A 23,511-nucleotide genomic window follows, 5' to 3' on the forward strand; every position below is an offset into this window, starting at 1 on the left:
TTTATGTTATAGACAGGTTAATCGAGGCTGGGAAACGCCTTGTCTCCGTCCGCCGCCGCATGCGGAAAACGGCGGTGGAGCTCGTCCATTCCTTCCTCGACTTCCTCCAACGGAAGGCCGCCTTTTGCCAAATCCTCGGGCCGTTTCTGCTGCAATCTTTGATAGAACCTTACAGCTTCGTCATATTCGATCATACCGCTATCCAGCAGTTGGTACAGGGTATTCTCCGCTTCCGCGAACATCCCCTGCTGTTCCGTATACGCATAATAATCCAGCATCGCCGTTTCGGGCCACGCGTAAGCCCTTAAACGTTCTTTCACCAGACCGATCCGTTCCGTCAACCCGATCAGTTTCGGATCCGCCCCTTGCAGGGCTGACTTCAAATATAACTGAAAGACCTTGGTATAGAGCATAACGGCTTCTTCTTCGCGCTCAAGCTCGAGCAGCAGCGATGCTTCCTCTTCCATCAGCCTTGCGGCACTCTGCAGCTTGTCCGCTTCCAGATAACCATGGTTACGAAAGAGCTGCTCGATATCGGCTGCGGACAAGGAGCGAAGCAGCCCTGAATTCAACCGGAACTGCCGTTTAAAAAGCTCATCCAGCTCCCATAAAGCTTCGGTGTGCTTGCGCTCCTGCTTGAGCGAAAACACTTTGGCTATCATCTGTGTCATATCCTCAATAAGCCGCACAAGATAATCCCTGCGAAACATACACTCGCCCCCAACCTGCATCCGTGACGGATGCAGCGAATTGTTGACCTCATCTTTAACCTTCCGGTAATTCCCGCTGCGGAGGAACTTAGGACCGGCATGCCCGGCAGCTTCGGTGAATCCCCTGCAGATGCATACATGCCGGGTCTATTCCCAATCCGGATCCCGATTAAATTGTAGGCTATCCGGGACCAGAATTCCAGTAGCCGCCCTCCTGCCCGTTCACGCTTTGTTCAGGCGGGGTCCGGAAACAATGGAAGGTCCACTGCAACTGCAGCCCACAATGCAACAAACGGACACCCCGTTAATAGGAGTATCCGTTTATTATAAACGATATGGATTTATTCTTGCTCCAGCCGTCCCATGAAAGCGGAAATGACTTCGCCGAGCTTCTCGGGCGTCTCCATCATACTCATATGACCCGCGCCCTCGATCACGATCCGGGTTACGTTGTCATGGTCTGTGGTAAAGGTGCGCTCCGCCGGAATCAAGCCGTCCTTCTCTCCTGCTACAAGCAGGATCGGCAGCGTGGATGCCGAGAGCACATCTCGCCGGTCCGGACGCTCGCGCATGGCCAGCGCCGCCCCTATCGCTCCTTGCGGCGGCGTAAGGTAACCGATCTCCTTCGCCCGCTGAATGCATTCCGGCTTGGTTTCCTTCGTATCCGGAGCAAACAGGCCCGGCACCAATCCGTCAACAAAAGCCGTAATGCCCTCCCCTTGGATGGTGCTGACCGCTTTCACCCGTTTCTCCTTCGCTTCATCCGAATCCGGATAGCCCGTAGAATGGATGAGGCCAAAGCCGTTCAATCGAGAAGCGTAACGCTGGGCGAAGGAGAGTGCTATATATCCTCCGAGGGAATGACCGAGCAACGCCGCCTTCGGAATATCGAGCTCATCCATCAATAGCAGTACGTCGTCCGCCATTTGTTCGATGGTATATGATCCCATCGGTGCATCAGACCGCCCGTGACCCCGGAGATCCGGTACAATGACTCTGAAGCCTTGAAGATATGGCAGTACCTGTTCCCAATAGGCGGAGCTTCCGCAGAAACCGTGAAGCAGAATGACCGGCTCACCTTGTCCCTGATCCACGTAGCAAATCGTGCTGCCGTTGCATTGTACTTTTTCCATAGCGATACCCTTCTTTCTATTCAGCGATGCCCTAGGATAGACACCCATTATTTTATAAAGAATGAACTATTATTAAACCAAAACACCCCCGGTTGAAACGCGTGTCTTACGGCCAAAGGCCAAAGGCCGCAGCGGCTTGCTTCGCTATCTGCTCCGCCATTCCCATGACCTGGTAAAGGGACGTCACTTGGAGGGTCCAATACGGCTTCGGTCCATGAACGTTCACGACCGCTGCCACGCTGTAGTCTCCCACTGCCGGCAGCTTCCCGCCGACGGATTGGGCCGGTGTCAGCGGACCTTCGCCTGCAAAGAAATAACCGACGGAAGAGGATTGTCCCAAGCAAGCATCAATGGCAATAACCACCTGATCCTCGGGTATGCCTTGAAGCTTTGCCACAAGATTAAAAGCATCACAGGGTTCGGGCAGCGTCCCGATCACCTGCGGAAAACCGCATTCCACAAGCCGGCTTCCAGTCAACGGACCGAGCGCGTCACCTGTGGAACGGTCGGTGCCAATACATAAAAATACGATGCTGCCCAGCGCATGGCGCTGCGAAATCCCCCGAAAAAAATCGGCCAGTTCATGGCCCGACATCTTGGCTTTGGCAGCATGCACGCTTGGCGTCTTGCCGGCTTGTTCGCTCATGACGGACCTCCTTGATTAAATGGTTCGATGATTAGCATCGCTGACGGCGAAGCGTTTTTTTCTGATTTTAACCTATCTTCCTCATAGATGGCAAAAACATTGGTCGAGCCGCACGCTAACATGTTACAATACAGGGATGAAAATCGTAAATCCGCCTAAGAGAGGATGGTGTTATTCCATGGATTTGAGTGAAAAATCCCAAGCCAATGTCGAGTATATGATCGAACAGATTAAAACGAAGCTACGAATGGCTACAGGCGCTGCCATGCAGGCCTCCGCCTTCTCGGTTAACCAATATGATGACATTTATGATCTGTACGATATGGTCATGAATAAACAGAATCTTAGCATTTCGGAAGTGGAAGCCGTTGTATCCGAGCTTGGACAGCTCCGCGGAAACCAGTAGGACGGTATCTTCACGAACGTTGAGTGTATTCTTAAGAAGCGCTTTTGTCATGACAAAAGCCCCGGGTACTTGCGATTCTCGCAAATCCCGGGGCTTTCTGTTTACGTTATGGCATATCGATAAGGACCATTTCCGAGCTTCCCTCACTGGAGTTCCCCCGGAAGGTCAGCTCATGACGACGCTGTATCCTTGCCGCATCGCCCGCCTTAATATCGAATACGCCGTCTTCCGATGATATTTCGACATGACCGCTTATGACGTATAGATGCATTCTACGATCCCCGGCCAGACTGTACGCCAGTTCTTGTCCGGTCTCCAGTATGCTGCTGTACATCACAACATCCAGCGACTGGGGCAGGCTCGACTTACCATTGCCTGAACCGAGGATCGGAAGCATCTGGTTTAATTGCTGTTCTTTTGTGAAACTGCTTTGATGGTGACTGGTCTCAAGTCCCGGCTCTGCCGGGAGAAACCACATTTCCAGATAGCGTACGTCCTCCGAAGATGAGGCATTCCTCTCGGCATGGTACACGCCGGAGCCTGTATTCACGACATGAATCGTACCGGGCGTAAGCTCTATGAGCTTCCCTGTATCATCCTCATACGTCAACGTGCCTTCCAGCACCAAATGCACAATCACCAAATCATGATGAAACCTTCGATCAAACCCCTCCATCGGTTGGAGCACGTATTCATTATGCGCCAGAAGGCTTCCAAAGTGCTCGTTATGCGGGTCTGTATAATCACCAAAAGAAAAGCTGAATTCGCTGTGAATACCGTCTTCATGGGTAGTATGTCTTTCCGCTGCCGTCATGATTTTAATCATGGCCGGTCACCTCCGCCTTTTTTACTATTCAATACCCCGGCGGTTTCCGGTCTAATCAGTCGCCCTTAAGCGTGGAGCAGCTTAAATCCGATTTCTACCCTGCCTACTCGAAGACCCTCATCATTATATAAATCCTTAGGATATGCAGCTTTCAGCCGTTCGATGGTCGCTTTGCTGCCATAGCCGATTTGTTCCAATATGGACTCCGCGATCCAGCCCCATTCTTCCTCGGAGCCGTCCGAAATTTTGAAAGAGATGCCGAGCCGCTCCTTCTTAAGGCCGAAACAGTACACTCCCTTGAAGCCGCCCTTGGCCACAATATTAGGATCTTCCAGAAGAAGGGTATCCACTTTGTGTTTACCCGCCACCATATAAGGGGCTGCATGCATGGCCTTCGTGATTTGCATGACCGCCTTTCGCGTCGGCTCGTCCTCTATGAGGTCCGGGCATGCAAGCTTCATGTAGGCGGTTGCCAAAGCGCAGAGCGGCATGGCGAATACCGGCAGTCCGCATCCATCGGTTCCCAGTTTAACATCGCCGGGAGCCAATCCCGCCAAATAGGCGACCGTCCGAAGGATTTCCTGCTGCAGCGGATGTTCCGGCTGATCGTATCCCGTCAGCGGATATCCCGCCATCTGGCAGTAGGCCAGCATGCCATAATGCTTGCCGGAGCAATTATGGTACCATTTACTTTTATCGCCGCCGCCTCGCAAAAGTGTTTCTTTGCTTCCTTCGTCCAGCGGCCAGCTGGATGCGCACACCATGTGGGTTTCGCTGATGCCCGCCTTGCGTGCAAACCGCTCCAATACTTCCACATGAGCCCGCTCCGCACGATGCGAAGCCGTCATGATCGCAATTTCCTCATCGGACAGTTCGTAATGATCAGCCAGCCCGCCGCGAATGGAAGGAATCGCCTGCATCGGCTTGGCCGAAGAGCGCGTAAATGCGACATAATCCGGATCTCCCGCATAAGCCTCGACCTTACCTTGTTCATTCACGACGCATATATGTCCATTGTGGACGCACTCCAATATGTCCGCCCGATATTCCTTCACCAATACAGTGTCCATGTTGAATATCTCCTTCTATATACCGTCTGTTACGTATGATGCCTTGAGAAGCCTGTATGCTTGCATTTCCCCGAGATCACGCTTATTCGAGAATGATTGCAAATCTGTATTCAGTATAGTACAAAAAACTGCAATTGACAGCAGAATACGTTCCATAGAGGACGGACATTTCATTTATCTCCCGTTTTGCACGTCTCCTGTTTCATGGTGTGGCCTTGCGTTTAATTACGAGATAAGCAAGCCCACTCGAAACACATTGCTCTGAAAAAGGAGGCGATCGTATGTGGGGAATCATCATCAGCATCGTGATGGCAATCATCATCGGGATAATCGGGGATGCGCTGGTTGGTCATGAAATGCCGGGCGGAATTATCGGTTCCATGATCGCAGGTTTCATAGGCGCATGGCTCGGACCGTGGCTCTTCGGAGCATGGGGTCCTGTCATAGGCGGATTTGCCATTGTGCCCGCAATCATCGGTACGGCCATCTTTGTATTCCTGCTCGGTCTTGTTGCCAAGTTGTTTAGACGCACAGCCTGATTCTCGTGTTTATATTCATTTTTATATTAACTAAAAGGAGTGAAAGTTATGAATAACACAGAACAAGAATATCCAGTACAAAGCGGTTCCACATTCTTCAAAGGTGCTTTTATCGGTGCTTTGGTCGGAGCAGCAGCAGCTCTGTTGTTCGCTCCAAAGCCAGGCCGCGAGCTGCGCGGGGATTTATCCGAGAAGCTGAGCATGGTGTCGGATAAAACCAAAGAAGTCGCTTATACCGTAGGCGATAAAGCTTCTGAACTGGCAAAAACGGTGGGCAGCAAAGCTTCCGATGTCATGGCCACCGTGAATGAAGGCCGCCAAAGCATTATGTCCAGCGTCAAGGAAGCATCTGCAGACGTGTCAAGCGAGGTTTCAAGCGCTTCCAAAGATGTGAAGGATAAAGCGATGGACACCTCTTCCGAAGTCAGCCGTGAAATGAAAACGACAACGAATTATTAATTCGTAGGGTCACGAATAGCCAGCTGACGCAGCTGGCTATTTTTGTGCCAGATCCGGCACGTTGTCTTATCCACATTGTATGGATTCCGAAGTGAAATGAAACGGCGCATCTGCCTGGAAAGCGGGGATATTTCATGAGTAAAGCAAACCCATATCATGGCGGCTCCGGCTTCTCAACCCGAAGCGGCAGTCGGTCGACACGAAACGAGGAACAACGAGTGCAATCCGAATCATCCAGGGAAAGACACTCCAAAGAGGCGGATGAGGTCCAGGAGCATCCCTTTGAGCTTAGGCACGAAGTGAAGAAATTAAACACGCGGCTGGACAAAATCGCCGCCACGCTGGAGAAGTCCGAAATGAAGGACATGATCGATAATTACATGAATCCCAAGAAACGCATCATTGCCAACCTCACAGCCGGTCTGGCCCGGGGGTTGGGATTAACCCTTGGCACGGCTCTCGTGCTGGGTCTTCTGGGTTACATTCTCAGCTTCTTTGTCAATGTGCCGATGATAGGGGATTTCATTTCGGATTTGCAAGGATATATCGATCAATCCCGATCCTAGTGTATCTTCAATGCATGAAAACGCCCGGTACCTATAGAGGTACCGGGCATTTTCATCATTTTTGCTTTCATGCATAACCTTTGTGCCTCAAAGGTTTTTGTTTTTGGACTTTACTTGAAGCAGGTCCCCCGTCCATCCCCTCGCACGCATCCAAAGGTACATCCCCCCGGTCCAGAGCAAGGTAAAGCCGATGACTGCCGTGAAGCCCCAGAACGTCTTAATGCCGGGCAAGTTCTCGAAATTCATGCCCCATACGGCTCCGATCACGGTTGCCGGTGTGAATACGACCGTAAAAATGGTCAAGGTCTTCATGATTTCATTGCCACGGAACGCCGAGATTGCATCATCTATGGATACCAGCGTATCGATTTCGCGCTCATAGTGATAAATCAGCCTTTCCATTCTTTCTACTCGATGCAGGAGCTGTTGGAACGAACGGCTGGCATCCAACTCGCCATGATATCCTTCCTTCGCCGCAGCAATCAGCTCCTGAAAAGGAATAAACAGGTTGCTCCATTCCAGCAGTTCAAACCTCGACGAGAGAATGTTATCCATTAAAGATCTTCGGTTGCGTGTACGCATATCCTTTTCGACAAGACGCAGGTTATGTTCGAATTGATCCATTCCTGCATGGTAATAATGCAGAATGGCCCGGGCCAATACAAACATGCCGTCTACGGGCCGCTCGCATTGATGAAGCATCGAGGCTCTATCTGCCTTGGCCATCACGCTGCGGGTATGCTCATCCACATTAATGGTGATCAGCACATGAGCATCCACATAGAAATAGAACTGTTCCGACTTATGATGCTCGTGTTCATTCGTGACCTTATAAAGCATGGACCCCATAATGACCGGCTCCACCCCATCCTTGAAACGAACGGATAAGTAATTCCGATCCTTTAACGACGGTGCCAGATTAAACCATTCGGCTGTATAAGGATAGCGTGACCGAAGCTCCCCGATCCAAGAAGATTGCCAGTTATCGGTTCGGACATCGTGCCATCGCCATCCCCCTGCAAAATTATAAATTTCCTGACCTTCTGTCGTATCCGGCCCAAGCATGATTTCCTTGCCACTCCCTTCGATAAAAACGGATATGAGGTTTCAAAAAAGGCACGCTTCCTCCATCACGGGAATGCGTGCCTTATGTTGCTATACGTCTGTCTCTACGAAGCTTGTCCATATCAATACGAAGAATTGGACATGATCTGCTTCAGTTTTTCCGTTGCCCGCTTCTGGATACGCGAGACACTCATTTGTGACACGCCTAACCTTTGAGCGATCGCTCGCTGGGACTGCCCCTCCTGAAATGCCAGCAGCAGCACCTTCTGCTCTTGCTCCTTCAGCTGGCTCATTGCCTGTTGAAGATCCATGCGCTTCTCGACGGAATCAAAGTCGTTCACGTCCGAACTGATCAGCTCTCCAAGCGTGGCCCCGGTTTCTTCCTGAGACAATGGGGAATCCAGTGATACATAATGATAGCATTCCCTTCCCGCTAACACTTCAACGGTTTCCTCAACGGAAAGATCCAGATAGGATGCAATCTCATTCACATCAGGCGATCGTTCAAGCTTCACCATTAATTCATCAATCGCCTGCTGGACCAAGGCCCCCTTCTCCTTGATTCGTCTTGGCACTTGAATGTACCATGATTTATCGCGGAGGAAGTTTTTCATATGCCCGATCATACTCTTCATGGCATAGGGCTCAAACGGAATCCCCAGGCTAATGTCATATTGCTGAAGCAAACGGATTAATGCCATTTGGCCAACCTGATATAAATCCTCATACAGATCGGGCCGATTCCGGGCAATTTTGCCTGCTGCCATCTTGACCATCGGTTCATATTTTTTAATCAGCACCGTTGCGATATCGTTATCCTTCGTCTGCTGATACTGTTCTATTAAATGAACTGCTTCATCTCTGGACTCTTGGGGAGTCGCCTTATCGCTCATACTGGCTCCTCGCTTCTTGCGAGCCGCTTCGTCAGCGTGACCTCGGTTCCCTTTCCAGCCTGGTTTGTCACGCTCACCTCGTCCATAAGCGCCTCCATCAGGTAGAAGCCAAGTCCTCCGATTTGGACCTCGCTGAGATCTTTATCATGAAGTGTACGATCGCCAACCGCCCCCACACTGTCGAAACTCTCCCCTTCGTCTCTGACCGTAATGGATAGCGACTCGCCGGCCACTTGAAATAAAACCTCTACCATTCCGCCTTCCTGGCTATAAGCATACAAAACCGAGTTGTTACAGGCTTCCGACACCGCGACCTTCATATCTTCGATCTCTTCATAGGAAAAGCCCATCTTGGAAGCTATCCCGTACAGATTCAGTCTAACAATATCCACGTATTCAGCACTGGCAGGCAAATTAAGTGTTATTCTTTGTACATCTGAATTCATTCTTTTCGATCCTTTCCTATTGGGAATTCTTCTTACGACTGAAAGAACTTCGCAATACCCGTCATATCGAACAGCTTTTGAATTTGCGGCGGAACTTCCTCAACTGCAAAGCGTGCTTCCATGCCATGTCTGGCTTTCAGTATCGACAGAAGAATACCAATGCCCGTACTATCAATATATGTCATGTCCTTCATGTTGACGATTAAGTCTACTTCGGAATTGCCCACAAGAGGCTCCATTACCAATCGAAAATCCGGCGCGACGGACAGATCAAGTTCACCGCTCAAAAACACAGTGCATACGCCCTCGTTCATTTGGGTCTTGGCATTGAACTTATCATTCGTTTTTGTATTCATAGACACTCTCTCCCAATCATTTGTTTTCCCTTTACATAACCCGTTATCTCGCTTGTTGAAACAGGTTAACGAGGGATAAAGACGCGCTAATATATGGAAAACGATTCATTCACTAGCCGTTGATGATTCGAACTTGGCTTGGGCCGTTGTCCCACCCGTCAGCCTCTACCGGCATATAACGTGATATCAAGTGCTTTACACAGCTGATTTTGACTGGTTTGCTGATATATTCATTCATGCCGGCATCAAAGCAGCGCTTCTGAATCCCGTCCATCACATTGGCCGTCATCGCAACGAGTACGGGAGCGTCCCTTTCAGGCTTCATCTGGCGTATGAGGCGAGCGGCTTCCAAACCGTCCATGACCGGCATTTGCAAATCCATAAAGATCATGTCGTAAGCTTTAGGCCCGGCAGCCATCTCGACGGCCTGCCTGCCGTCTTCGGCCATATCCGCCTTCATTCCCATCTTTTCAAGCATGCTCTCCATCAGCTTTCGATTAATCGGATGGTCGTCCACGATCAGAATGTTCCGCTGCCTGTCTCCGTGCACCCGATATTTGTCCGAATGCTCCTCTTCCCGGAGCCGAGGATACTCCTCCTCGTGCGTGTGAACGCAGATCGTGAATACGAAGGTGGCTCCCTCCCCTTCCTTGGAGTCAACCTTGATCTCTCCGCCCATCATTTGCACAAGCGACTTACAGATCGCAAGCCCCAGACCGGTACCTCCGTAGCGTCTGGTCATTGAGGAATCCAATTGAGAGAATGGTTTGAACAGCCGGTCAAGCTTCTTCGACGAGATACCGATTCCCGTATCCTTCACCATGAATTCAAGCGTTAATCGATTCTCTTCGGCCTTGGCAAGCGAAACAACCAAATACACGCCGCCCTCATTCGTAAATTTTACGGCATTGGATACCAAATTCACCAACACTTGACGAAGGCGCCCCATATCGCCGAATACCATGGAAGGGATTTGATCTTCAACAAAATACGTAAGCTCCAGGTTTTTCTTGGAGGCCTCTCCGGAGAACAAACCAAACACTTCCTGAACGCAGGACTTGAGATCAAACGGATATTCCTCCAGCTCCATTTTGCCGGATTCCATCTTGGAGAAATCCAGAATATCATTAATGATGTTAACAAGGGCATCTGCACTGTTACGGATAATCGTTGCATATTCACGCTGTTCATCCTGAAGCTCGCTGTCCATCAGCAAATCAATCATCCCGATGACGCCATTCATCGGCGTTCGAATTTCATGACTCATCATCGCCAGAAACTCGGTTTTGGCTTTGGCGGCAATCTCGGCCTCTTCCTTGGCCAGCACAAGCTCTTGATTAATCTTTTCCAGTTCCTGAGTCTTCTGGTGTAATTGCGCGGACTGGATCTTCAGCCTGTTATTGGTCCGGTACATATCGACAAAACCCTCGATCTTGGATTTCAAGATTTGAGGGATGAAGGGTTTAACCATATAGTCGATTGCACCGGCGGAGTATCCTGCAAAAAGATGCTCCGCGTCCTTGCTGTTTGCGGAAATGAATATGATCGGAATATCCTTTGTCTTGTCTCTCGCCTTGATCAGCCTTGCCGTTTCGATGCCGTCCATGCCGGGCATTTGGACATCGAGAACAATCACGGCAAAATCATACTTCAAGAGATATCGCAAAGCCTCTTCGCCCGAAGTAGCTTTAATGAGCGTGTATTGTTCGCTGTCCAGAACAGCCTCGAGTGCAAGTAAGTTTTCAGGGCGGTCATCTACCAACAGAATATGAATCGGTTCGTGAAACCCCATGAGATCCTCCTACAAAACTTCTATTTAATCTTTCGATAAATTTTCTCGACGCGGTCCAGTGTCTCATAAGCTTCGTTATAATTCGTAAAGTGTATGGACTCTTTGGCGCCCAGGACGAGAATACCGAAATGGCTTAGACTCTCGTGAAACAATCCGTGCACGTGATCCCGCAGCTGGTCATTAAAATAAATCATGACATTCCGGCAAAAAATCACGTTAAACTCGTTAAAGGAACGGTCCGTTGCCAAATTGTGCTCGGCAAATATCATGTTTTTCTTCAAGAACGGCTGAAAAATAACCGAGTTGTACTTCGCTGTATAGTATTCGGAGAACGAGCGGGTGCCGCCCGCCTCCAAGTAATTCTTCGTATATTGCTTCATGCGTTTGATATCGAATACGCCTTCCTTGGCCTGCTGTAGCGAACGCGAATTCATGTCCGTCGCATAAATCCGGGACTTCTCATACAGTCCCTCTTCATGAAGCAATATGGCCATGGAATACACTTCTTCTCCGGTTGAGCAGCCTGCATGCCAAATCCGTATATACGGATACGTACGAAGCAATGGAACCACCGACTGCCTGAATGTCAGGAATAGTTTCGGATCCCTGAACATTTCCGTAACAGGAATCGACAAATTATATATGAGCCGTTCAAAACATGAACGGTCATGTAGTACTCTGTCTTGGAGGGCAGAAATCGTGGAAACTCCCTCTGCATGAACATGATGCCAGATTCTCCGTCTCAACGATGGAATGGCGTAATTTCGAAAATCGTAACCATAGAATCGATGAATGCCTTCCAAAAGAAGTTCGATCTCGATCTGTTCCAGTTCACGCTCGCTATTCTCTGTCAACAACAGTTGTTCTGATTCCATATGGTCACTAGATGACATTACGCTTGCACCGCTTTCCGAGTGTTTATTTGCTACTTGTACTTTACCCACAAAAACGGCTTACGAATACAACCAAACCCTCATTAGGGAAAGAAGTTGCTCTGTCTGAATCGGCTTCTTCATATAATCGGAAGCACCCGCTTCGATGCATTTCGCGCGATCCTCTTTCATGGCTTTGGCCGTCAAGGCAATAATCGGCAATTTGTCGAATTCCGGCATTTCGCGTAAACGGCGCATCGCCTCATAACCGTCCATCTCCGGCATCATCATATCCATTAACACCAGATCGAAATCCGGATTTTGCTGAAGGAGCTCGATCGCTTCCCGGCCATTCTCGGCAAAGGTCACATCCATATTGTATCCCTCCAGCACGCTGGAGAGAGCAAACACGTTGCGGATATCGTCATCCACAAGCAGAATTTTCTTGCCTTCAAACAGTTCTTCCTTGTTGTGCAGCTTCTGCAGGATTTTACGTTTATCCTCCGGCAAATCAGCCTCGACCCGATGCAGGAACAGCGTCGTCTCATCCAAAAGCCGTTCCGGAGACTTTACGTCCTTAATGATGATCGACTCCGCATACTTGCGAAGCTGCATCTCTTCCTTCGAATCCAAATCCTTCCCGGTGTAAATAATGATAGGCAGATCCACCAGGTTCTCGTCATCGCGAATCTGGTCTAGCAGTTCAAAGCCCGTCATATCCGTCAGCATCAGATCAAGCACCATGCAATCGTACCGCTGCTTGCGAAGCTCTCTGAGCGCCTCGGCACCCGTGGATGCCGCGGTAATCGACACATCGTCATGGCCGATCAATTCGATAATGGAATTCCGCTGAATATCGTCATCCTCGACAATCAAGAGATGTTTCATCGATTTTTCCGCATAGGATTGGATATGCGTAAACGCGTCCTCCAGTGCTTCCCGGCTAGAAGGTTTCTTCAGGTAAGCGATCGCTCCCATCATTAAGCCTTGCTTCACTTCATCCACTACAGAGATGACATGCACTGGAATATGGCGGGTAACCGCTGAGCTCTTCAACTCGCCCATGACGGACCAGCCGTCGATTACCGGGAGCTGGATATCCAGAATGATGGCATCCGGTCTGTACGACTTGGCCATCTCCAGTCCGATGTCACCCTGCAGTGCGACCAAAGCCTTGAAGCCGCGGCCTCTGGCCATATCGAGCAGGATTCTGGCAAACTTCACGTCATCCTCAATGATGAGCAGCACTTTATCCGTCGGCCCGAGCTGGTTACGATCATCGTCTACCTGTATGGCAGGCTGAACCTCTTTCGTAACCATCTTGGCTTTCGGTACGATCAGAGAGCTCTCCGGCGGTGCCTCCATCGCTGCGGCCGCTTCCTTCGCACCGTCTGCCACTTCTGGATGGCTTGCCGGCAGGAAGAGGGTGAAGCAGCTTCCTTTGCCCTCCTCCGATTCAACCGTAATGCCCCCGCCCAACAGGCGGGAAAGCTCGCGGCTGATGGAAAGTCCAAGCCCGGTCCCGCCGTATTTGCGGCTAGTGGTACCGTCTACCTGCTGGAAGGCTTCAAAGATCAGATCCGTTTTGTCTGCCGGAATGCCGATTCCGGTATCTTTGACAGCGAAGGCCACATAGTCCGATTCGGCATTTAGGTAAACCGGAAGCTTGTCCTTGTCGGCCTTCTCCACCTGCAGCTCGACAGAGCCGCTATTCGTAAACTTGAAAGCATTCGATAACAGGTTGCGCAGAATTTGCTTCACGCGATGACTGTCCGTCACGATGCTTTGCGGGATATCCTCTTCAATATGCACGCCCAAATTGATATGCTTGCGCGATGCCACCGCTGCGAAATTCTGCTCCACGAAGGCTTCGATATCCGGAAGCTGGACGTCTTCATAGTTGATTTCCATTTTCCCGGCGTCCACTTTCGATAAGTCGAGAATTTCATCAATCATTTTGAGCAGGTCGGAGCCCGACATGTAAATCGTCTGTGCATATTCAATCTGCTTGGAGCTTAGGTTCCCATCCTTGTTCTCGGACAACAGCTGCGACAATATCAGCAGGCTGTTAAGAGGGGTGCGCAATTCGTGGGACATGTTCGCCATGAACTCCGACTTGTATTTGGTTGTAATCGAGAGCTGCTTCGCTTGCTGCTCGAGCTGCATTCGCGCCTTCTCGATTTCATCGTTCTTCTCTTCCACTTCCTGCACTTGCTCCTCAAGCGCACGCGTCTTGGCAACAAGCTCGGTATTGTAATGCTCCAGCTCTTCCTGCTGGCGCTGCAGCAGATCCTCGGAACGCTTGAGGGCATTGGTCTGCTCCTCCAGATTCTCGTTGGTACGGCGAAGTTCTTCCTGCTGCGTCTGCAGCTCTTCCGACTGAACCTGAAGCTCCTCGGTCATCGCCTGGGATTCGCGCAGCAGCTGCTCGACCCGCAGTCGGCCTGTGATATTGTTCAGAATGATGCCGAGGGACTGGCTTAGCTGAGACATCAGCTGTTCCTGCAAAGATGTCGTTTCCTCGAACGAAGCCAACTCGACGACGCCCAGCACTTCATTCTCGAATAGAATCGGGTAGATCATGATGGATACGGGCTTGGAAGCTCCCCAAGCGGATTCCACCTTCATATAGTCCTCTGGAGCGCCTTTCAGGACGACCGGCTTCTTATCGAGCGCCGCCTGGCCTACAAGCCCTTCCCCGATCATGAAGGCAACCTTCGGCTCTTCTCCGCCTTCATGGGCATAGGAGCCCTTCATCTCCAATTTGTTCGGATGTTTGTCTTCCTGACGGATATAGATGGCTCCGTAATGTGCTCCCAAGATCGGCGTGAATTCGCTGATGAACCGCTGGCCGACCTCTTCCAGGGAATTGATTCCTTCCAGCAGCTCGGTGACTCTGGCCATATTCGAGTTCAGCCAGGATTGATCACGCTGCGCCTGGAGATACGTTTCCTCGATGCGCTGCTTCTCGATGATGTCTTCGGACAAGTCTTTGAATACTCGAGCTACGTCCCCAAACTCGTCCTTCGAAGTAACCTTGATACGGCGGATGGCCTTCAGCCTGCCTTCGCCGAAGCTCTTCAGCATCATGGAGACCACGTTGATGCCCCGGGTAATGCTTGGGAGAATCCATAGAATGACCAGCATTCCGATAAGAAGCCCGCCGGCCATGATGTAGATGAACATTTGCACGGAGCGGTCGTAAGCGGCTTTCGCTGCGGCTATATCATCGTTGATCTTCTGATTCTCGTAGCTGCTAAGCTCGTTCAGGCTGATCAGCATCTCCTCCTGGACCGATTGCCCGGTAGAATTACGGAGTGCGTTGGCCCCATCTGCGTCGCTGGTAGAGAGCAATTCCAGCGTCTTGTTCTGATACACGATATATTCGTTAACCGCACGCTCGATCCGGACAAGCAATTGCTGTTCCTCTGCGGTATTTACGCTTTCCTTGATGGCCCTAAAATACTCCTCCGCCTGCGCCGTCATCGTCTCGATTTCCTGTTTGGACACCGTATACGTAGACGGATCGTTGCTCAGGATCATATTCGTAAGTTCGCGCGCCATATTGTTGACTTCTCCGCGCATGCCGCTGGAGTTTCGCACCTTCTGGTAGCGCTCCTGAAAGATTTGGTCCATCTGGTTGTTCATGTAACTGATCCGGTCGTACCCGATCAGGGTCAAAACCAGCATAAGCGCCAGTAATGTTGTAAAACCAATGACTAACTTGCTCTTAAGCTTCATTGATGGGTTTCCTCTCCTTTTTTAAGAGATATCCAAACCAGGCATTTATCGTCCTCTCGCTCCTGCGATGGATCATCCACAAAATACTGTTCCTTCATTTCGTCCTCTCTCCAATGGTGAGGGCCGCCCAGATGCTTCTTCAGGTGATCCAGCTTCTCGTCATGTCCGCCCTCTACCAGTTCGAGCAGGCCATCCGTATACATAACCAAATGACCTTCGCCTTCATAATGAAAGCTTCGTGGCTCCATGTCCTCGATCCGGTCGAACAAGCCAACCGGACAGCAGCCTTGATCAAGCGTCATGACCTCGCCGTCCTCCTTGAAGAAGAGAGCCGGGGGATGTCCAGCGTTGACGTAGTCCACCCGCTTCAAACGAGTGTCCACGACAAGATAGATGGCCGTGAAATAGTACTGAATCAGCTGTTCGCCCAGGTTCAATTGATTAAATCTGCGGTTCAATTCCTGAACCACCTTCTCCGGTTCGACATAAGTCGTAACCGTATCCTTCAGCACCGAAGCGATGAACATGCAAAACAGGGACGAAGTAATACCGTGTCCCATCATATCCAGCAGAATCACGCCATAACGGCCGTCGCCTAGCGGAAACCATGCATACAAATCTCCAGCAAGCTCTGCCGAGGGCTGATACAGTGCATGAATCTCCAGCTGCTCATCTTCGATGGGCGAGCTTAACACGGCATTCTGAACCATGGCCGCAAGCTTCAATTCCGCCTGGACCCGCTGTTCCCTTTCAATATGCCAGTCTTTCTCGTGCTTCAACCGAAGCGCGAGGCGTATACGTGCCATCAGCTCTACCTTGTTGATCGGTTTCGTGACGTAATCGACGGCACCGGCATCCAGCGCTTCCGCCAGCTTTTTCGAATCTCCGACGGCGGTGACCATAATGATCGGTATATCTTTCAAATGCTCGTATTGCTGAACAATACGGCAAGCTTCTATTCCATCCATCTCAGGCATCATCATATCGAGCAGCACCAAATCGATATCCGCCCTACGGGGATTCGGATCATGGCTGCGATCGCCGATTCCCAGGTGTTCCAGCATTTCCAGGGCCGAAGATGCAGATAGTGTATTTTGATAATTTTCCTTCTTCAAGATTTCTCGAATAATAATGACGTTAGTCGGATTGTCATCTACGATTAATATTCTCATTGCCCTCTCCTTTAACGTTACGGCTTATGCGACAGAAATCCTTTTCCTACTATTATACTATAATAACCCTATGATCATTTGCCATAGAAAAAGGTTCTCAAGCTTGAATCTTCCACTTTTAATAGATATATGGAACATTCTTTTAAAACATAGATAAGGAATGAGACGTCAATAGTCTCATTCCTTATCTATGTTTTAAGTCCTATAACTCCTATGTCGAATCAGCGCCATAGCTGAACATTCAATGCTTCCTCAATCCTTCTTAGCAATCACGAGTACTTTGCCAAGGTCCAATTGTTTCTCGTAAAATCCCGCCTCGGCTTCGGTAAAGCCAAGCGATACGATTTTGGCACGCAGCTCATCTCCGCGGGACCGGAACAGGTTCGCCAGGGCATCAAACACGCCTTCTTCCTTAATGCCTACATTATTGGCATCGGATGCTTCCACAATTCGGCTCGTCTTGTCCGAATCATGGGCCAATACATAAATGTGATCCAGATCGTAACCGGACTGCCGAAGATTCTGAACCTCCTGAACCGCTTGCGTCCCGTTTTCCACGACTTTGGCGTATGACTTCGTATTGGTGAATTCCATTGTGAAAACCTCCCCTAATAGTATTAAACCTCAATTTAGGTTATAGTCCATTGGTTATTAACCGTAATTCTCAAGGTTGAAACAAATTTATTCGCTGTAATCGAAAAATAAATCGACGCCTTCGATTTCACCGGTATCCCGGTCAATGTATACCTTAAGCGCATGATGGTTCTCAAGGTATACATCTCCGTCCTCCGCTTTGAAATACGGTGTACCCAGGGATGCCCGGACATGATCGGTTGACATGCCTATACGCTGGCCTTCAACCTGAAAGGACTCGGCAGAGGGCTTGACATGAACATATTCCGTGTAGCCGTTGCGGACTCCAACCTCCATATCTTTATAAAGAAGCTTAGTAGTTCCGCTCAGGCCGTCCTGCTCGGTTCGTGCAGGCGTTCCCAGCTTGCGGACGATATCACGCTTGGTATCCGCAAGCGATATCCCGTTTAACGTCCCGTAGCCCTCTGAAGAGTTGTCGCCGGTGTGTGCTTGTCCAACATCCGCAGCGGCATGAACTACAGGCGGTTGCCATATCTCGGCAGCAGGCTGCTGCGCTGCCGCAGCACCTCCACCTCCGGAGTAAACCATGAGCCCGACCATCAACAGTGCGACATTCCACATGCGACCTCCTCCTTTCATCATCTTGCCGTGTTATACCCTGGCTTGCCTAAGCCCGGTTATCTGGCTTTTTGACGACGGAAACTGTTCCACAAGCCAACCGCTGTATCCACATAGGACAACCAGTTCCGGCTGCGGGATTTTTCTTCCGCTTCCGTCTTCTGATAGACGGCGTCATACGATTGGAACGTGCGATCTTGTGCCGTCAAAGGCACTTCCATGCGAGCGGGCTGCTCTTTCTTCTGCTCTATCCGGGATTGCTTAAAGCGGCTAACCAAGCCGGAAGAAACTTGCTTCACCGCATAAGTCACTTCGCTTAAAGCTTCTCCCAGGTTTTTGACGGTATCCATAACCGGATCGATTTGTTTCATCTTATGCTGAACATCCACCGTAATATCGTTCGTATTTCGAATGGTCTGCTTCACTTCATAACTCAATTCGTCGACCGTCTTTTGTACTTCCTGAAGCGTTTGTGTTACCTTTTCGAGCGATTGCGTGGCCGCCTTCAATGTCTTGATCAAGAAGAATACGAGAACCGCAAATGCCACGGCAATAATGGCAACGCTGATTTGAGTTAGCATACGTTGTCCCTCACTTTCAAGTTATGTTTGGTTTCGGATACGCAATAGTTACCCTATCCCCCACCTCACGAAACAAAGGGTTCCTTGCCATTCATGCCACTGTTCTCCAGCTTGTTTCATCCCCTGCCGCCCCGGTTAAAGAACACTACGAAGGGCGCTGCGGCAACGCCGATGGCCCCTACCGATCTTCAAATTGGATAAGAGCTCCTTACCTTGGAGCAGCATGCGATGACATGCCGTATATCCAATAAAATCGATGAGGAAAGCAGGGTGAATATGATGTTAAAATGGTCCGTAATTTTTCTGGTGGTTGCACTGATTGCAGGGATCTTCGGCTTCTTCGGCATCGTTGAGGCTGCAGCCAGTATCGCGAAGGTTCTGTTCTTCGTCTTCGTTGTCCTGTTTGTGATCTCTCTCTTTACCGGACGCAGACGAAGTATGTGACGGCGTCACATGTTGTTAAAGCCCGTGCATTGAATATACACATAGGAACGTAAAAAAGGGTGTCCCTCCGTTGTTAAACGGATGGGACACCCTTTTTATGGCGTGCTTGAATTTGAGGCGGCTTAAGCGTTCGTTGCTGCAGCCTCCCGGCTTCCGGCTGCCTTCGGCTCTTCCGCCGGCTTCGTCTTCTTGATGAAGAAAGCCAGAATCAAGGAAACCACGCTGATCCAGGTGGCAATAACAAAGGCATAGTTAATGCCATAAATCGTTGCTTCGTTGCCCAGCTTAAGCAGGTCGGCCTGATTCTTCGGATCAAACAGCCCTGACTGCATCAAGGCTTCTCCTCGGCTCTCCGCCTGGGTGGACATGACGGTAACGAGAATGGCGGTTCCGATCGAGCCGGAAACCATGCGGAGTGTATTCGACATGGCCGTACCATGGGCGTTCAAGCTCCGCGGCAGCTGATTCAGTCCCGCGGTCTGAATCGGCATCATGAGCATCGACATACCGAACATGCGGGCCGTGTAGATAATCATGATCTGGCCGTAAGACATCGTTTCGGTCAGATTACTGAACTCCCACGTCGTAATGACTGTAATCGCCAGACCGATAACAGCCAGCCATCTTGCGCCAACCTTATCGAATATCGCGCCCGTGATGGGTGACATAATCCCCATCAGAATCGCGCCGGGAAGCATGAGCAGTCCGGATTCCACTGGCGTAAATCCGCGAATCTGCTGCAGATAAATCGGCAGCAGGATCATCCCGGCATACATCGCCATCGTGACGATGACATTGATCAAGGTCGTTAACGTAAACATGTTGTACTTAAATATACGGAATTCCAGCATCGGATTATCGGCCTTCATTTCCCGCCATACAAACAGGATGAGGGCAACCGTGCCGACCGCAAGGGTCATCACAACCGGCGTGCTCGACCAGCCGTCGTTCCCGGCGTCACTGAACCCGTAGAGCAAGCCGCCGAAGCCGAGCGTCGACAAAATGACGGCGATCATGTCCAGCTTGGGCCTGCTGACCTCCGTCACATTTTTGAGGAAGAAGACCCCGATTAACGTAGCGATAACGGAAAAAGGCAGGATCATGTAGAACAGCACGCGCCAATCGTAATGCTCCACGATATATCCGGAAAGCGTAGGTCCGATCGCAGGAGCAAAAATCATGGCGATCCCCATCATCCCCATGGCTTTACCGCGGTTCTCGATAGGGAAAATGTTCAGAAATACGACGGTCATAAGCGGCATGAGAATTCCAGCACCCGCTGCCTGAACGAGGCGTCCGGTTAGAAGGAATGCGAAGTTAGGGCTGATGGCACACAGCAAGGTGCCGATCGTAAACAGCGTCATGGCGCTGATGAACAGCTGCCTGGTCGAGAATCGCGCAATCAGGTAGGCGGTAACGGGAATGAGCACCCCATTCACCAGCATAAAGCCGGTGGTCAGCCACTGGGCTACCGTCGGTTTGATGCTTAAATTTTCCATGATGCTCGGCAGAGCAACATTCATCAAAGTCTGGTTAAGAATGGCGACAAATGCGCCAATCATTAATGCGGCAATGATGGGGCCTTTCTTGACAGGCTCGCCGGGGCGAGCAGCAGTATGGGTATTCATCGGAAACTTTCACTCTCTTTCTAAGTAAGTTCATATCAATAGCATCTTTGTTCTGTTCTATGTGGACAGCTGACCTTGGATAGACTCAACATTCGACAAAATTTTGCGGTACAGGGAACTCAACTGCTTAACCTCTTCATCTGTTAGAAAACCATATAACAAATCGCTAAGCTCGGCGCGTTTCTTGGCCAACTGCTCGATCAGCTCCCGCCCGAGCGGCGTAATCTCCAGATGGATGACCCTGCGGTCGATTGTATCCCTTACGCGGCGCGCGAATCCGCCCTCGATCAATTTATCGGATATGCCCGTGACCGCACCGCACGTCACATGAATGGAATCCGCCAAGTCAGACAATCTCAGAGCACCCTGTTCGTGGAGCTTCTCCAAGGCGGTATACTGGGTTCTCCCCAGTTTAGGGAACCCCTCCTTCTGCCATTCATTCTGCACAGTCCGAAGCATCTTCTTAAATAGCATCTCCAACTCCAGAATTTCATTCCGCATGGACATGTATTTTTTACACTCCTTTAATGGTCCAGCACTCCTTCAATAGAGACACCCTCTCCTTCGCCTCTAAATACTTTAGTACTAAAACATTTATTTCTAAACATTTACTGATTATAGTAGGGGATCATTTCAGTGTCAATGTTTACATATATATTTTTTTCATAATTGTTTTCTGAAAATAATGTCGTTTCATGAACTGAAATGCAAAAAGACCCAGACGTCGTTTCCTTGTCTGAGTCTTTAGCCGATTCTCTCGCTTTACTTAAACAGCGAAGGAATCGACATCCAATCCATCGTAAAGTTCAATTCCAGCCCATCGGATAGAAACTTAACATTCTTCACGGTTACCAACTCTGGCAAATAGTCCTTCAGCGAAATTTGAATGGGCTCAAGCCGGAACACATTCAGCGGAATCTCAACGCCACGAATCGTTGTCGATTCATGCGTCAGGTGAAGATAACTGCCCTCGGCTGACATCTGAAAGCGCAAAACGGCACCAAATGGAACGATTCCCCATTTACCGTTCATGCTAGCTGACATGGTGGTACCGTTCATTACGAAATCGGCACCGGTTATATCGACGCCAAGATCATGGGTGCTCATATATTTTACCATGTTCTTCTTGCTGAGTTCCCCGACTTCTTCCGTGCTTAGTTTCATGCGGGTATCCCGGTTCGACACCATGGTCATTAATTTGTCCTTGAAATCAACGGATCGATAGCGCATGTCCAGGGATTGCGTAGGATAAACAAACCAGACTGCCGCACCGATGATCACAAGCAACAAGACAAGTACTCCCAATAGGAATCGCCCGGCTCGTTTCTTTCGGCGTACCATCCAAAGATCCCCCCTCCCTAAGGGTTTCCCTGCTGGAGCAGGGCTTTCCCATCCCCAAAGTATATAGGAATCCGGGAAACTTGTCACGATTTGAGAATTGTACCCAACTTTCTTGGTTCAAAACATCCAAATGGTGGTTATTACGATATTGTCAAATATTACTTCGGTCCCAAGGAGGAATCATTCCATGAAAAAAACGCTAAGCATTACTGCAGCCCTAGCACTCACCCTGTCCCTGACCGCCGTAGCAAGCGCAGATCCGATTAACGGGACGGTATCCGACACTTCTGCTCCGGCCCCCATCTCGACGGAGGAGCCTATTATCAAACCTGAAGAAGTTGTACTTGTGCCTACACCTATGATTGAGATTTCGGAAAGAACTTACTTCTATAACGCTCCAAACGGCGAAAAGCTTGGTGCCTTGGCTCCGCAAAAAATAGACACAACCGGTAATCGAACGGATGTCGTGTTTGGCGGGGAATGGATTGAAGTGTATACATGGCTCGGTAAAGCTTGGATTTACGTAGAGTAATCATGTATGACTGCCGGACTTCATGAGCCTTCATGTACCCCGGCATGTTAAATGGCAGGTCAAGAGAATCTTGGCCTGCCATTTGTATACCTGCACATTCGGTTCCCCTTAGGAGGATTCCTTAGGCTCCACATGAATATGGACGCTCATAATATTGTGAATCTTCTCCATCTGCTCCTCGATGCGGTCACTGATCTGATGGCCCTCCAGAACGCTGATATCCGGATCTACCTCGATGACGACATCCACCAGTACATGATTGCCGTGGATTCGGGCTTTCATATCCTTGATTCCCTCGACACCGGGCGTACGGGCAATCGTGCTGCGCAAATCCGACAAACGGTTTTCATCAAAGCCGTCCGTGAGGCTATAGGTACAATCCCTGAATATTTCCCAAGCCGTTTTGCAAATAATGACGCCAACCGCTACAGCCGCCACGGTATCCAGCCAGGGCAGGCCGAATTGTGCGCCAATGATGCCGACCGCGGCCCCTACGCTGACGAGCGCATCGGACAAGTTGTCCTTGGCCGCTGCCATCAGCGCCTGGTTCTCGATGCGCCGCGCAAGGTTCCGATTGTAACGATATACGCCCAGCATCGCAACGGCACAGATGCCGGCTACGCCGGCAGACCATAAATTCGGCACTTCCTTGGAGCCTTCAAAAAAAGAACGGACGGCTTCAACCAGCACTTGGATACCCACGACCGCCATGATGAAGGATGCAACCAGCGCCGCGATCGTCTCCGCCCTCAAGTGTCCGTACGCATGATCGGAATCCGGCGGCTTTTGGGAAATCCGCAGCCCGATCAATACGGCGAGCGATGCCACGATATCCGTCAGGTTGTTAAAACCGTCGGCAAGCAAAGCACTGGATGCAAACAAGTATCCGCAGAATATTTTAAACGATGACAACACGAGATATGCCGCAATGCTGATCCAGGCCCCTCGCTCCCCTTGTTTGATATTATCATAGGCATTCACTATACGCGTCTCTCCTTTGCTTGCTCCGTGCAAGCTTCAAGCGATATCCATCATTATCCATATTTAATCCTAGCAAAGTTCTTTCGTGTGGGTCTAGAGA

General features: G+C 50.1%; 26 protein-coding genes. 6 read left to right on the forward strand and 20 right to left on the reverse strand.

The window, feature by feature from the left end; translation table 11 throughout:
• Positions 1-17: 17 nt before the first annotated feature.
• The 3 genes from BMX45_RS26290 to yyaC form a co-directional block, all read right to left on the reverse strand.
• Positions 18-731, reverse strand: a complete 714-nt coding sequence (locus BMX45_RS26290) for a DUF6483 family protein (protein ID WP_368087184.1) — start codon at positions 729-731, stop codon at positions 18-20.
• A 320-nt stretch (positions 732-1,051) separates the two neighbouring features.
• Positions 1,052-1,843: an alpha/beta fold hydrolase gene (locus tag BMX45_RS26295; RefSeq protein WP_009594101.1), complete on the reverse strand. Its 792-nt coding sequence runs from the start codon at positions 1,841-1,843 to the stop codon at positions 1,052-1,054.
• 106 nt (positions 1,844-1,949) lie between these two features.
• Positions 1,950-2,489 (reverse strand): spore protease YyaC, encoded by a 540-nt coding sequence (gene yyaC, locus BMX45_RS26300; RefSeq protein ID WP_090913168.1) that lies wholly within the window; start codon positions 2,487-2,489, stop codon positions 1,950-1,952.
• A gap of 178 nt (positions 2,490-2,667) precedes the next feature.
• Between yyaC and BMX45_RS26305 the strand changes: the two genes are divergently transcribed.
• Positions 2,668-2,895: a DUF1128 domain-containing protein gene (locus BMX45_RS26305; RefSeq protein WP_015737472.1), complete on the forward strand. Its 228-nt coding sequence runs from the start codon at positions 2,668-2,670 to the stop codon at positions 2,893-2,895.
• A gap of 106 nt (positions 2,896-3,001) precedes the next feature.
• On the opposite strand, the gene BMX45_RS26310 is transcribed toward BMX45_RS26305, so the two are convergent.
• Both BMX45_RS26310 and BMX45_RS26315 read right to left on the reverse strand, forming a co-directional pair.
• Positions 3,002-3,721, reverse strand: coding sequence for a pirin family protein (locus tag BMX45_RS26310; protein WP_090913170.1), 720 nt, complete (start codon positions 3,719-3,721; stop codon positions 3,002-3,004).
• A gap of 65 nt (positions 3,722-3,786) precedes the next feature.
• The gene (locus BMX45_RS26315; protein ID WP_090913171.1) at positions 3,787-4,791 is read right to left on the reverse strand and encodes an asparaginase; all 1,005 of its coding nucleotides are present in this window, start codon (positions 4,789-4,791) and stop codon (positions 3,787-3,789) included.
• 281 nt (positions 4,792-5,072) lie between these two features.
• On the opposite strand from BMX45_RS26315, the gene BMX45_RS26320 reads away from it, so the two are divergent.
• The 3 genes from BMX45_RS26320 to BMX45_RS26330 all read left to right on the forward strand — a co-directional run bounded on the left by BMX45_RS26320 (position 5,073) and on the right by BMX45_RS26330 (position 6,355).
• The gene (locus BMX45_RS26320; RefSeq protein WP_015737475.1) at positions 5,073-5,330 is read left to right on the forward strand and encodes a GlsB/YeaQ/YmgE family stress response membrane protein; all 258 of its coding nucleotides are present in this window, start codon (positions 5,073-5,075) and stop codon (positions 5,328-5,330) included.
• Positions 5,331-5,378: 48 nt separating this feature from the next.
• Positions 5,379-5,789 (forward strand): YtxH domain-containing protein, encoded by a 411-nt coding sequence (locus tag BMX45_RS26325; RefSeq protein WP_090913172.1) that lies wholly within the window; start codon positions 5,379-5,381, stop codon positions 5,787-5,789.
• Between the two features lie 134 nt (positions 5,790-5,923).
• A complete protein-coding gene (locus BMX45_RS26330) occupies positions 5,924-6,355 on the forward strand; it encodes a DUF5665 domain-containing protein (RefSeq protein ID WP_175495210.1) in 432 nt (143 codons plus the stop codon).
• Positions 6,356-6,442: 87 nt separating this feature from the next.
• On the opposite strand, the gene BMX45_RS26335 is transcribed toward BMX45_RS26330, so the two are convergent.
• From BMX45_RS26335 to BMX45_RS26385, 11 genes are all read right to left on the reverse strand, one after another.
• Positions 6,443-7,420, reverse strand: coding sequence for a magnesium transporter CorA family protein (locus BMX45_RS26335; protein ID WP_090913176.1), 978 nt, complete (start codon positions 7,418-7,420; stop codon positions 6,443-6,445).
• A gap of 122 nt (positions 7,421-7,542) precedes the next feature.
• A complete protein-coding gene (locus tag BMX45_RS26340) occupies positions 7,543-8,313 on the reverse strand; it encodes a sigma-70 family RNA polymerase sigma factor (RefSeq protein ID WP_009594120.1) in 771 nt (256 codons plus the stop codon).
• Positions 8,310-8,759, reverse strand: a complete 450-nt coding sequence (gene rsbW / locus BMX45_RS26345; protein ID WP_090913178.1) for an anti-sigma B factor RsbW — start codon at positions 8,757-8,759, stop codon at positions 8,310-8,312. The genes BMX45_RS26340 and rsbW overlap by 4 nt, the downstream gene beginning before the upstream one ends.
• 32 nt (positions 8,760-8,791) lie before the next feature.
• Entirely contained in the window at positions 8,792-9,115 is a 324-nt protein-coding gene (locus BMX45_RS26350; RefSeq protein WP_009594079.1) for an STAS domain-containing protein, read from the reverse strand.
• Between the two features lie 112 nt (positions 9,116-9,227).
• Positions 9,228-10,907 (reverse strand): response regulator, encoded by a 1,680-nt coding sequence (locus tag BMX45_RS26355; protein WP_090913180.1) that lies wholly within the window; start codon positions 10,905-10,907, stop codon positions 9,228-9,230.
• 20 nt (positions 10,908-10,927) lie between these two features.
• Positions 10,928-11,800 (reverse strand): CheR family methyltransferase, encoded by an 873-nt coding sequence (locus BMX45_RS26360; RefSeq protein ID WP_090913182.1) that lies wholly within the window; start codon positions 11,798-11,800, stop codon positions 10,928-10,930.
• A gap of 60 nt (positions 11,801-11,860) precedes the next feature.
• Positions 11,861-15,520, reverse strand: coding sequence for a response regulator (locus BMX45_RS26365; protein ID WP_090913183.1), 3,660 nt, complete (start codon positions 15,518-15,520; stop codon positions 11,861-11,863).
• Complete coding sequence (locus BMX45_RS26370) at positions 15,517-16,692, reverse strand: PP2C family protein-serine/threonine phosphatase (RefSeq protein ID WP_090913185.1); 1,176 nt, start codon at positions 16,690-16,692, stop codon at positions 15,517-15,519. The genes BMX45_RS26365 and BMX45_RS26370 overlap by 4 nt, the downstream gene beginning before the upstream one ends.
• A 252-nt stretch (positions 16,693-16,944) precedes the next feature.
• Positions 16,945-17,286: a YflT domain-containing protein gene (locus BMX45_RS26375; RefSeq protein ID WP_090913187.1), complete on the reverse strand. Its 342-nt coding sequence runs from the start codon at positions 17,284-17,286 to the stop codon at positions 16,945-16,947.
• A gap of 87 nt (positions 17,287-17,373) precedes the next feature.
• Positions 17,374-17,907: a hypothetical protein gene (locus tag BMX45_RS26380; RefSeq protein ID WP_090913189.1), complete on the reverse strand. Its 534-nt coding sequence runs from the start codon at positions 17,905-17,907 to the stop codon at positions 17,374-17,376.
• Between the two features lie 56 nt (positions 17,908-17,963).
• Positions 17,964-18,485, reverse strand: coding sequence for a DUF948 domain-containing protein (locus tag BMX45_RS26385; RefSeq protein ID WP_090913191.1), 522 nt, complete (start codon positions 18,483-18,485; stop codon positions 17,964-17,966).
• Positions 18,486-18,764: 279 nt separating this feature from the next.
• On the opposite strand from BMX45_RS26385, the gene BMX45_RS26390 reads away from it, so the two are divergent.
• Positions 18,765-18,929, forward strand: a complete 165-nt coding sequence (locus tag BMX45_RS26390; protein ID WP_036663891.1) for a DUF1328 domain-containing protein — start codon at positions 18,765-18,767, stop codon at positions 18,927-18,929.
• Between the two features lie 122 nt (positions 18,930-19,051).
• On the opposite strand, the gene BMX45_RS26395 is transcribed toward BMX45_RS26390, so the two are convergent.
• The 3 genes from BMX45_RS26395 to BMX45_RS26405 all read right to left on the reverse strand — a co-directional run bounded on the left by BMX45_RS26395 (position 19,052) and on the right by BMX45_RS26405 (position 21,898).
• Positions 19,052-20,557: a DHA2 family efflux MFS transporter permease subunit gene (locus tag BMX45_RS26395; RefSeq protein ID WP_090913193.1), complete on the reverse strand. Its 1,506-nt coding sequence runs from the start codon at positions 20,555-20,557 to the stop codon at positions 19,052-19,054.
• Between the two features lie 57 nt (positions 20,558-20,614).
• Positions 20,615-21,064 (reverse strand): MarR family transcriptional regulator, encoded by a 450-nt coding sequence (locus tag BMX45_RS26400; protein ID WP_090913195.1) that lies wholly within the window; start codon positions 21,062-21,064, stop codon positions 20,615-20,617.
• 255 nt (positions 21,065-21,319) lie between these two features.
• Positions 21,320-21,898 (reverse strand): hypothetical protein, encoded by a 579-nt coding sequence (locus BMX45_RS26405; protein ID WP_090913197.1) that lies wholly within the window; start codon positions 21,896-21,898, stop codon positions 21,320-21,322.
• Positions 21,899-22,085: 187 nt separating this feature from the next.
• On the opposite strand from BMX45_RS26405, the gene BMX45_RS26410 reads away from it, so the two are divergent.
• Positions 22,086-22,430 carry a hypothetical protein gene (locus tag BMX45_RS26410; protein WP_090913199.1) on the forward strand — a complete coding sequence of 115 codons (345 nt, stop codon included), beginning with the start codon at positions 22,086-22,088 and terminating at the stop codon, positions 22,428-22,430.
• A 108-nt stretch (positions 22,431-22,538) separates the two neighbouring features.
• Here BMX45_RS26410 and BMX45_RS26415 read toward each other — a convergent pair whose 3' ends face one another.
• A complete protein-coding gene (locus tag BMX45_RS26415) occupies positions 22,539-23,414 on the reverse strand; it encodes a cation diffusion facilitator family transporter (protein WP_302847931.1) in 876 nt (291 codons plus the stop codon).
• Positions 23,415-23,511: the final 97 nt, after the last annotated feature.

The sequence above is a fragment of the Paenibacillus sp. cl141a genome, from assembly GCF_900109305.1.
Taxonomy (GTDB): Bacteria; Bacillota; Bacilli; order Paenibacillales; family Paenibacillaceae; genus Paenibacillus_AQ; species Paenibacillus_AQ lautus_A.

Excerpts from the sequence above, each read along its gene's own strand:
- BMX45_RS26290 (WP_368087184.1), bottom strand. The coding sequence starts at position 731 with ATGCAGGTTGGGGGCGAGTGTATGTTTCGCAGGGATTATCTTGTGCGG.
- BMX45_RS26295 (WP_009594101.1), bottom strand. The coding sequence starts at position 1,843 with ATGGAAAAAGTACAATGCAACGGCAGCACGATTTGCTACGTGGATCAG.
- yyaC (WP_090913168.1), bottom strand. The coding sequence starts at position 2,489 with ATGAGCGAACAAGCCGGCAAGACGCCAAGCGTGCATGCTGCCAAAGCC.
- BMX45_RS26305 (WP_015737472.1), top strand. The coding sequence starts at position 2,668 with ATGGATTTGAGTGAAAAATCCCAAGCCAATGTCGAGTATATGATCGAA.
- BMX45_RS26310 (WP_090913170.1), bottom strand. The coding sequence starts at position 3,721 with ATGATTAAAATCATGACGGCAGCGGAAAGACATACTACCCATGAAGAC.
- BMX45_RS26315 (WP_090913171.1), bottom strand. The coding sequence starts at position 4,791 with ATGGACACTGTATTGGTGAAGGAATATCGGGCGGACATATTGGAGTGC.
- BMX45_RS26320 (WP_015737475.1), top strand. The coding sequence starts at position 5,073 with ATGTGGGGAATCATCATCAGCATCGTGATGGCAATCATCATCGGGATA.
- BMX45_RS26325 (WP_090913172.1), top strand. The coding sequence starts at position 5,379 with ATGAATAACACAGAACAAGAATATCCAGTACAAAGCGGTTCCACATTC.
- BMX45_RS26330 (WP_175495210.1), top strand. The coding sequence starts at position 5,924 with ATGAGTAAAGCAAACCCATATCATGGCGGCTCCGGCTTCTCAACCCGA.
- BMX45_RS26335 (WP_090913176.1), bottom strand. The coding sequence starts at position 7,420 with ATGCTTGGGCCGGATACGACAGAAGGTCAGGAAATTTATAATTTTGCA.
- BMX45_RS26340 (WP_009594120.1), bottom strand. The coding sequence starts at position 8,313 with ATGAGCGATAAGGCGACTCCCCAAGAGTCCAGAGATGAAGCAGTTCAT.
- rsbW (WP_090913178.1), bottom strand. The coding sequence starts at position 8,759 with ATGAATTCAGATGTACAAAGAATAACACTTAATTTGCCTGCCAGTGCT.
- BMX45_RS26350 (WP_009594079.1), bottom strand. The coding sequence starts at position 9,115 with ATGAATACAAAAACGAATGATAAGTTCAATGCCAAGACCCAAATGAAC.
- BMX45_RS26355 (WP_090913180.1), bottom strand. The coding sequence starts at position 10,907 with ATGGGGTTTCACGAACCGATTCATATTCTGTTGGTAGATGACCGCCCT.
- BMX45_RS26360 (WP_090913182.1), bottom strand. The coding sequence starts at position 11,800 with ATGTCATCTAGTGACCATATGGAATCAGAACAACTGTTGTTGACAGAG.
- BMX45_RS26365 (WP_090913183.1), bottom strand. The coding sequence starts at position 15,520 with ATGAAGCTTAAGAGCAAGTTAGTCATTGGTTTTACAACATTACTGGCG.
- BMX45_RS26370 (WP_090913185.1), bottom strand. The coding sequence starts at position 16,692 with ATGAGAATATTAATCGTAGATGACAATCCGACTAACGTCATTATTATT.
- BMX45_RS26375 (WP_090913187.1), bottom strand. The coding sequence starts at position 17,286 with ATGGAATTCACCAATACGAAGTCATACGCCAAAGTCGTGGAAAACGGG.
- BMX45_RS26380 (WP_090913189.1), bottom strand. The coding sequence starts at position 17,907 with ATGTGGAATGTCGCACTGTTGATGGTCGGGCTCATGGTTTACTCCGGA.
- BMX45_RS26385 (WP_090913191.1), bottom strand. The coding sequence starts at position 18,485 with ATGCTAACTCAAATCAGCGTTGCCATTATTGCCGTGGCATTTGCGGTT.
- BMX45_RS26390 (WP_036663891.1), top strand. The coding sequence starts at position 18,765 with ATGTTAAAATGGTCCGTAATTTTTCTGGTGGTTGCACTGATTGCAGGG.
- BMX45_RS26395 (WP_090913193.1), bottom strand. The coding sequence starts at position 20,557 with ATGAATACCCATACTGCTGCTCGCCCCGGCGAGCCTGTCAAGAAAGGC.
- BMX45_RS26400 (WP_090913195.1), bottom strand. The coding sequence starts at position 21,064 with ATGTCCATGCGGAATGAAATTCTGGAGTTGGAGATGCTATTTAAGAAG.
- BMX45_RS26405 (WP_090913197.1), bottom strand. The coding sequence starts at position 21,898 with ATGGTACGCCGAAAGAAACGAGCCGGGCGATTCCTATTGGGAGTACTT.
- BMX45_RS26410 (WP_090913199.1), top strand. The coding sequence starts at position 22,086 with ATGAAAAAAACGCTAAGCATTACTGCAGCCCTAGCACTCACCCTGTCC.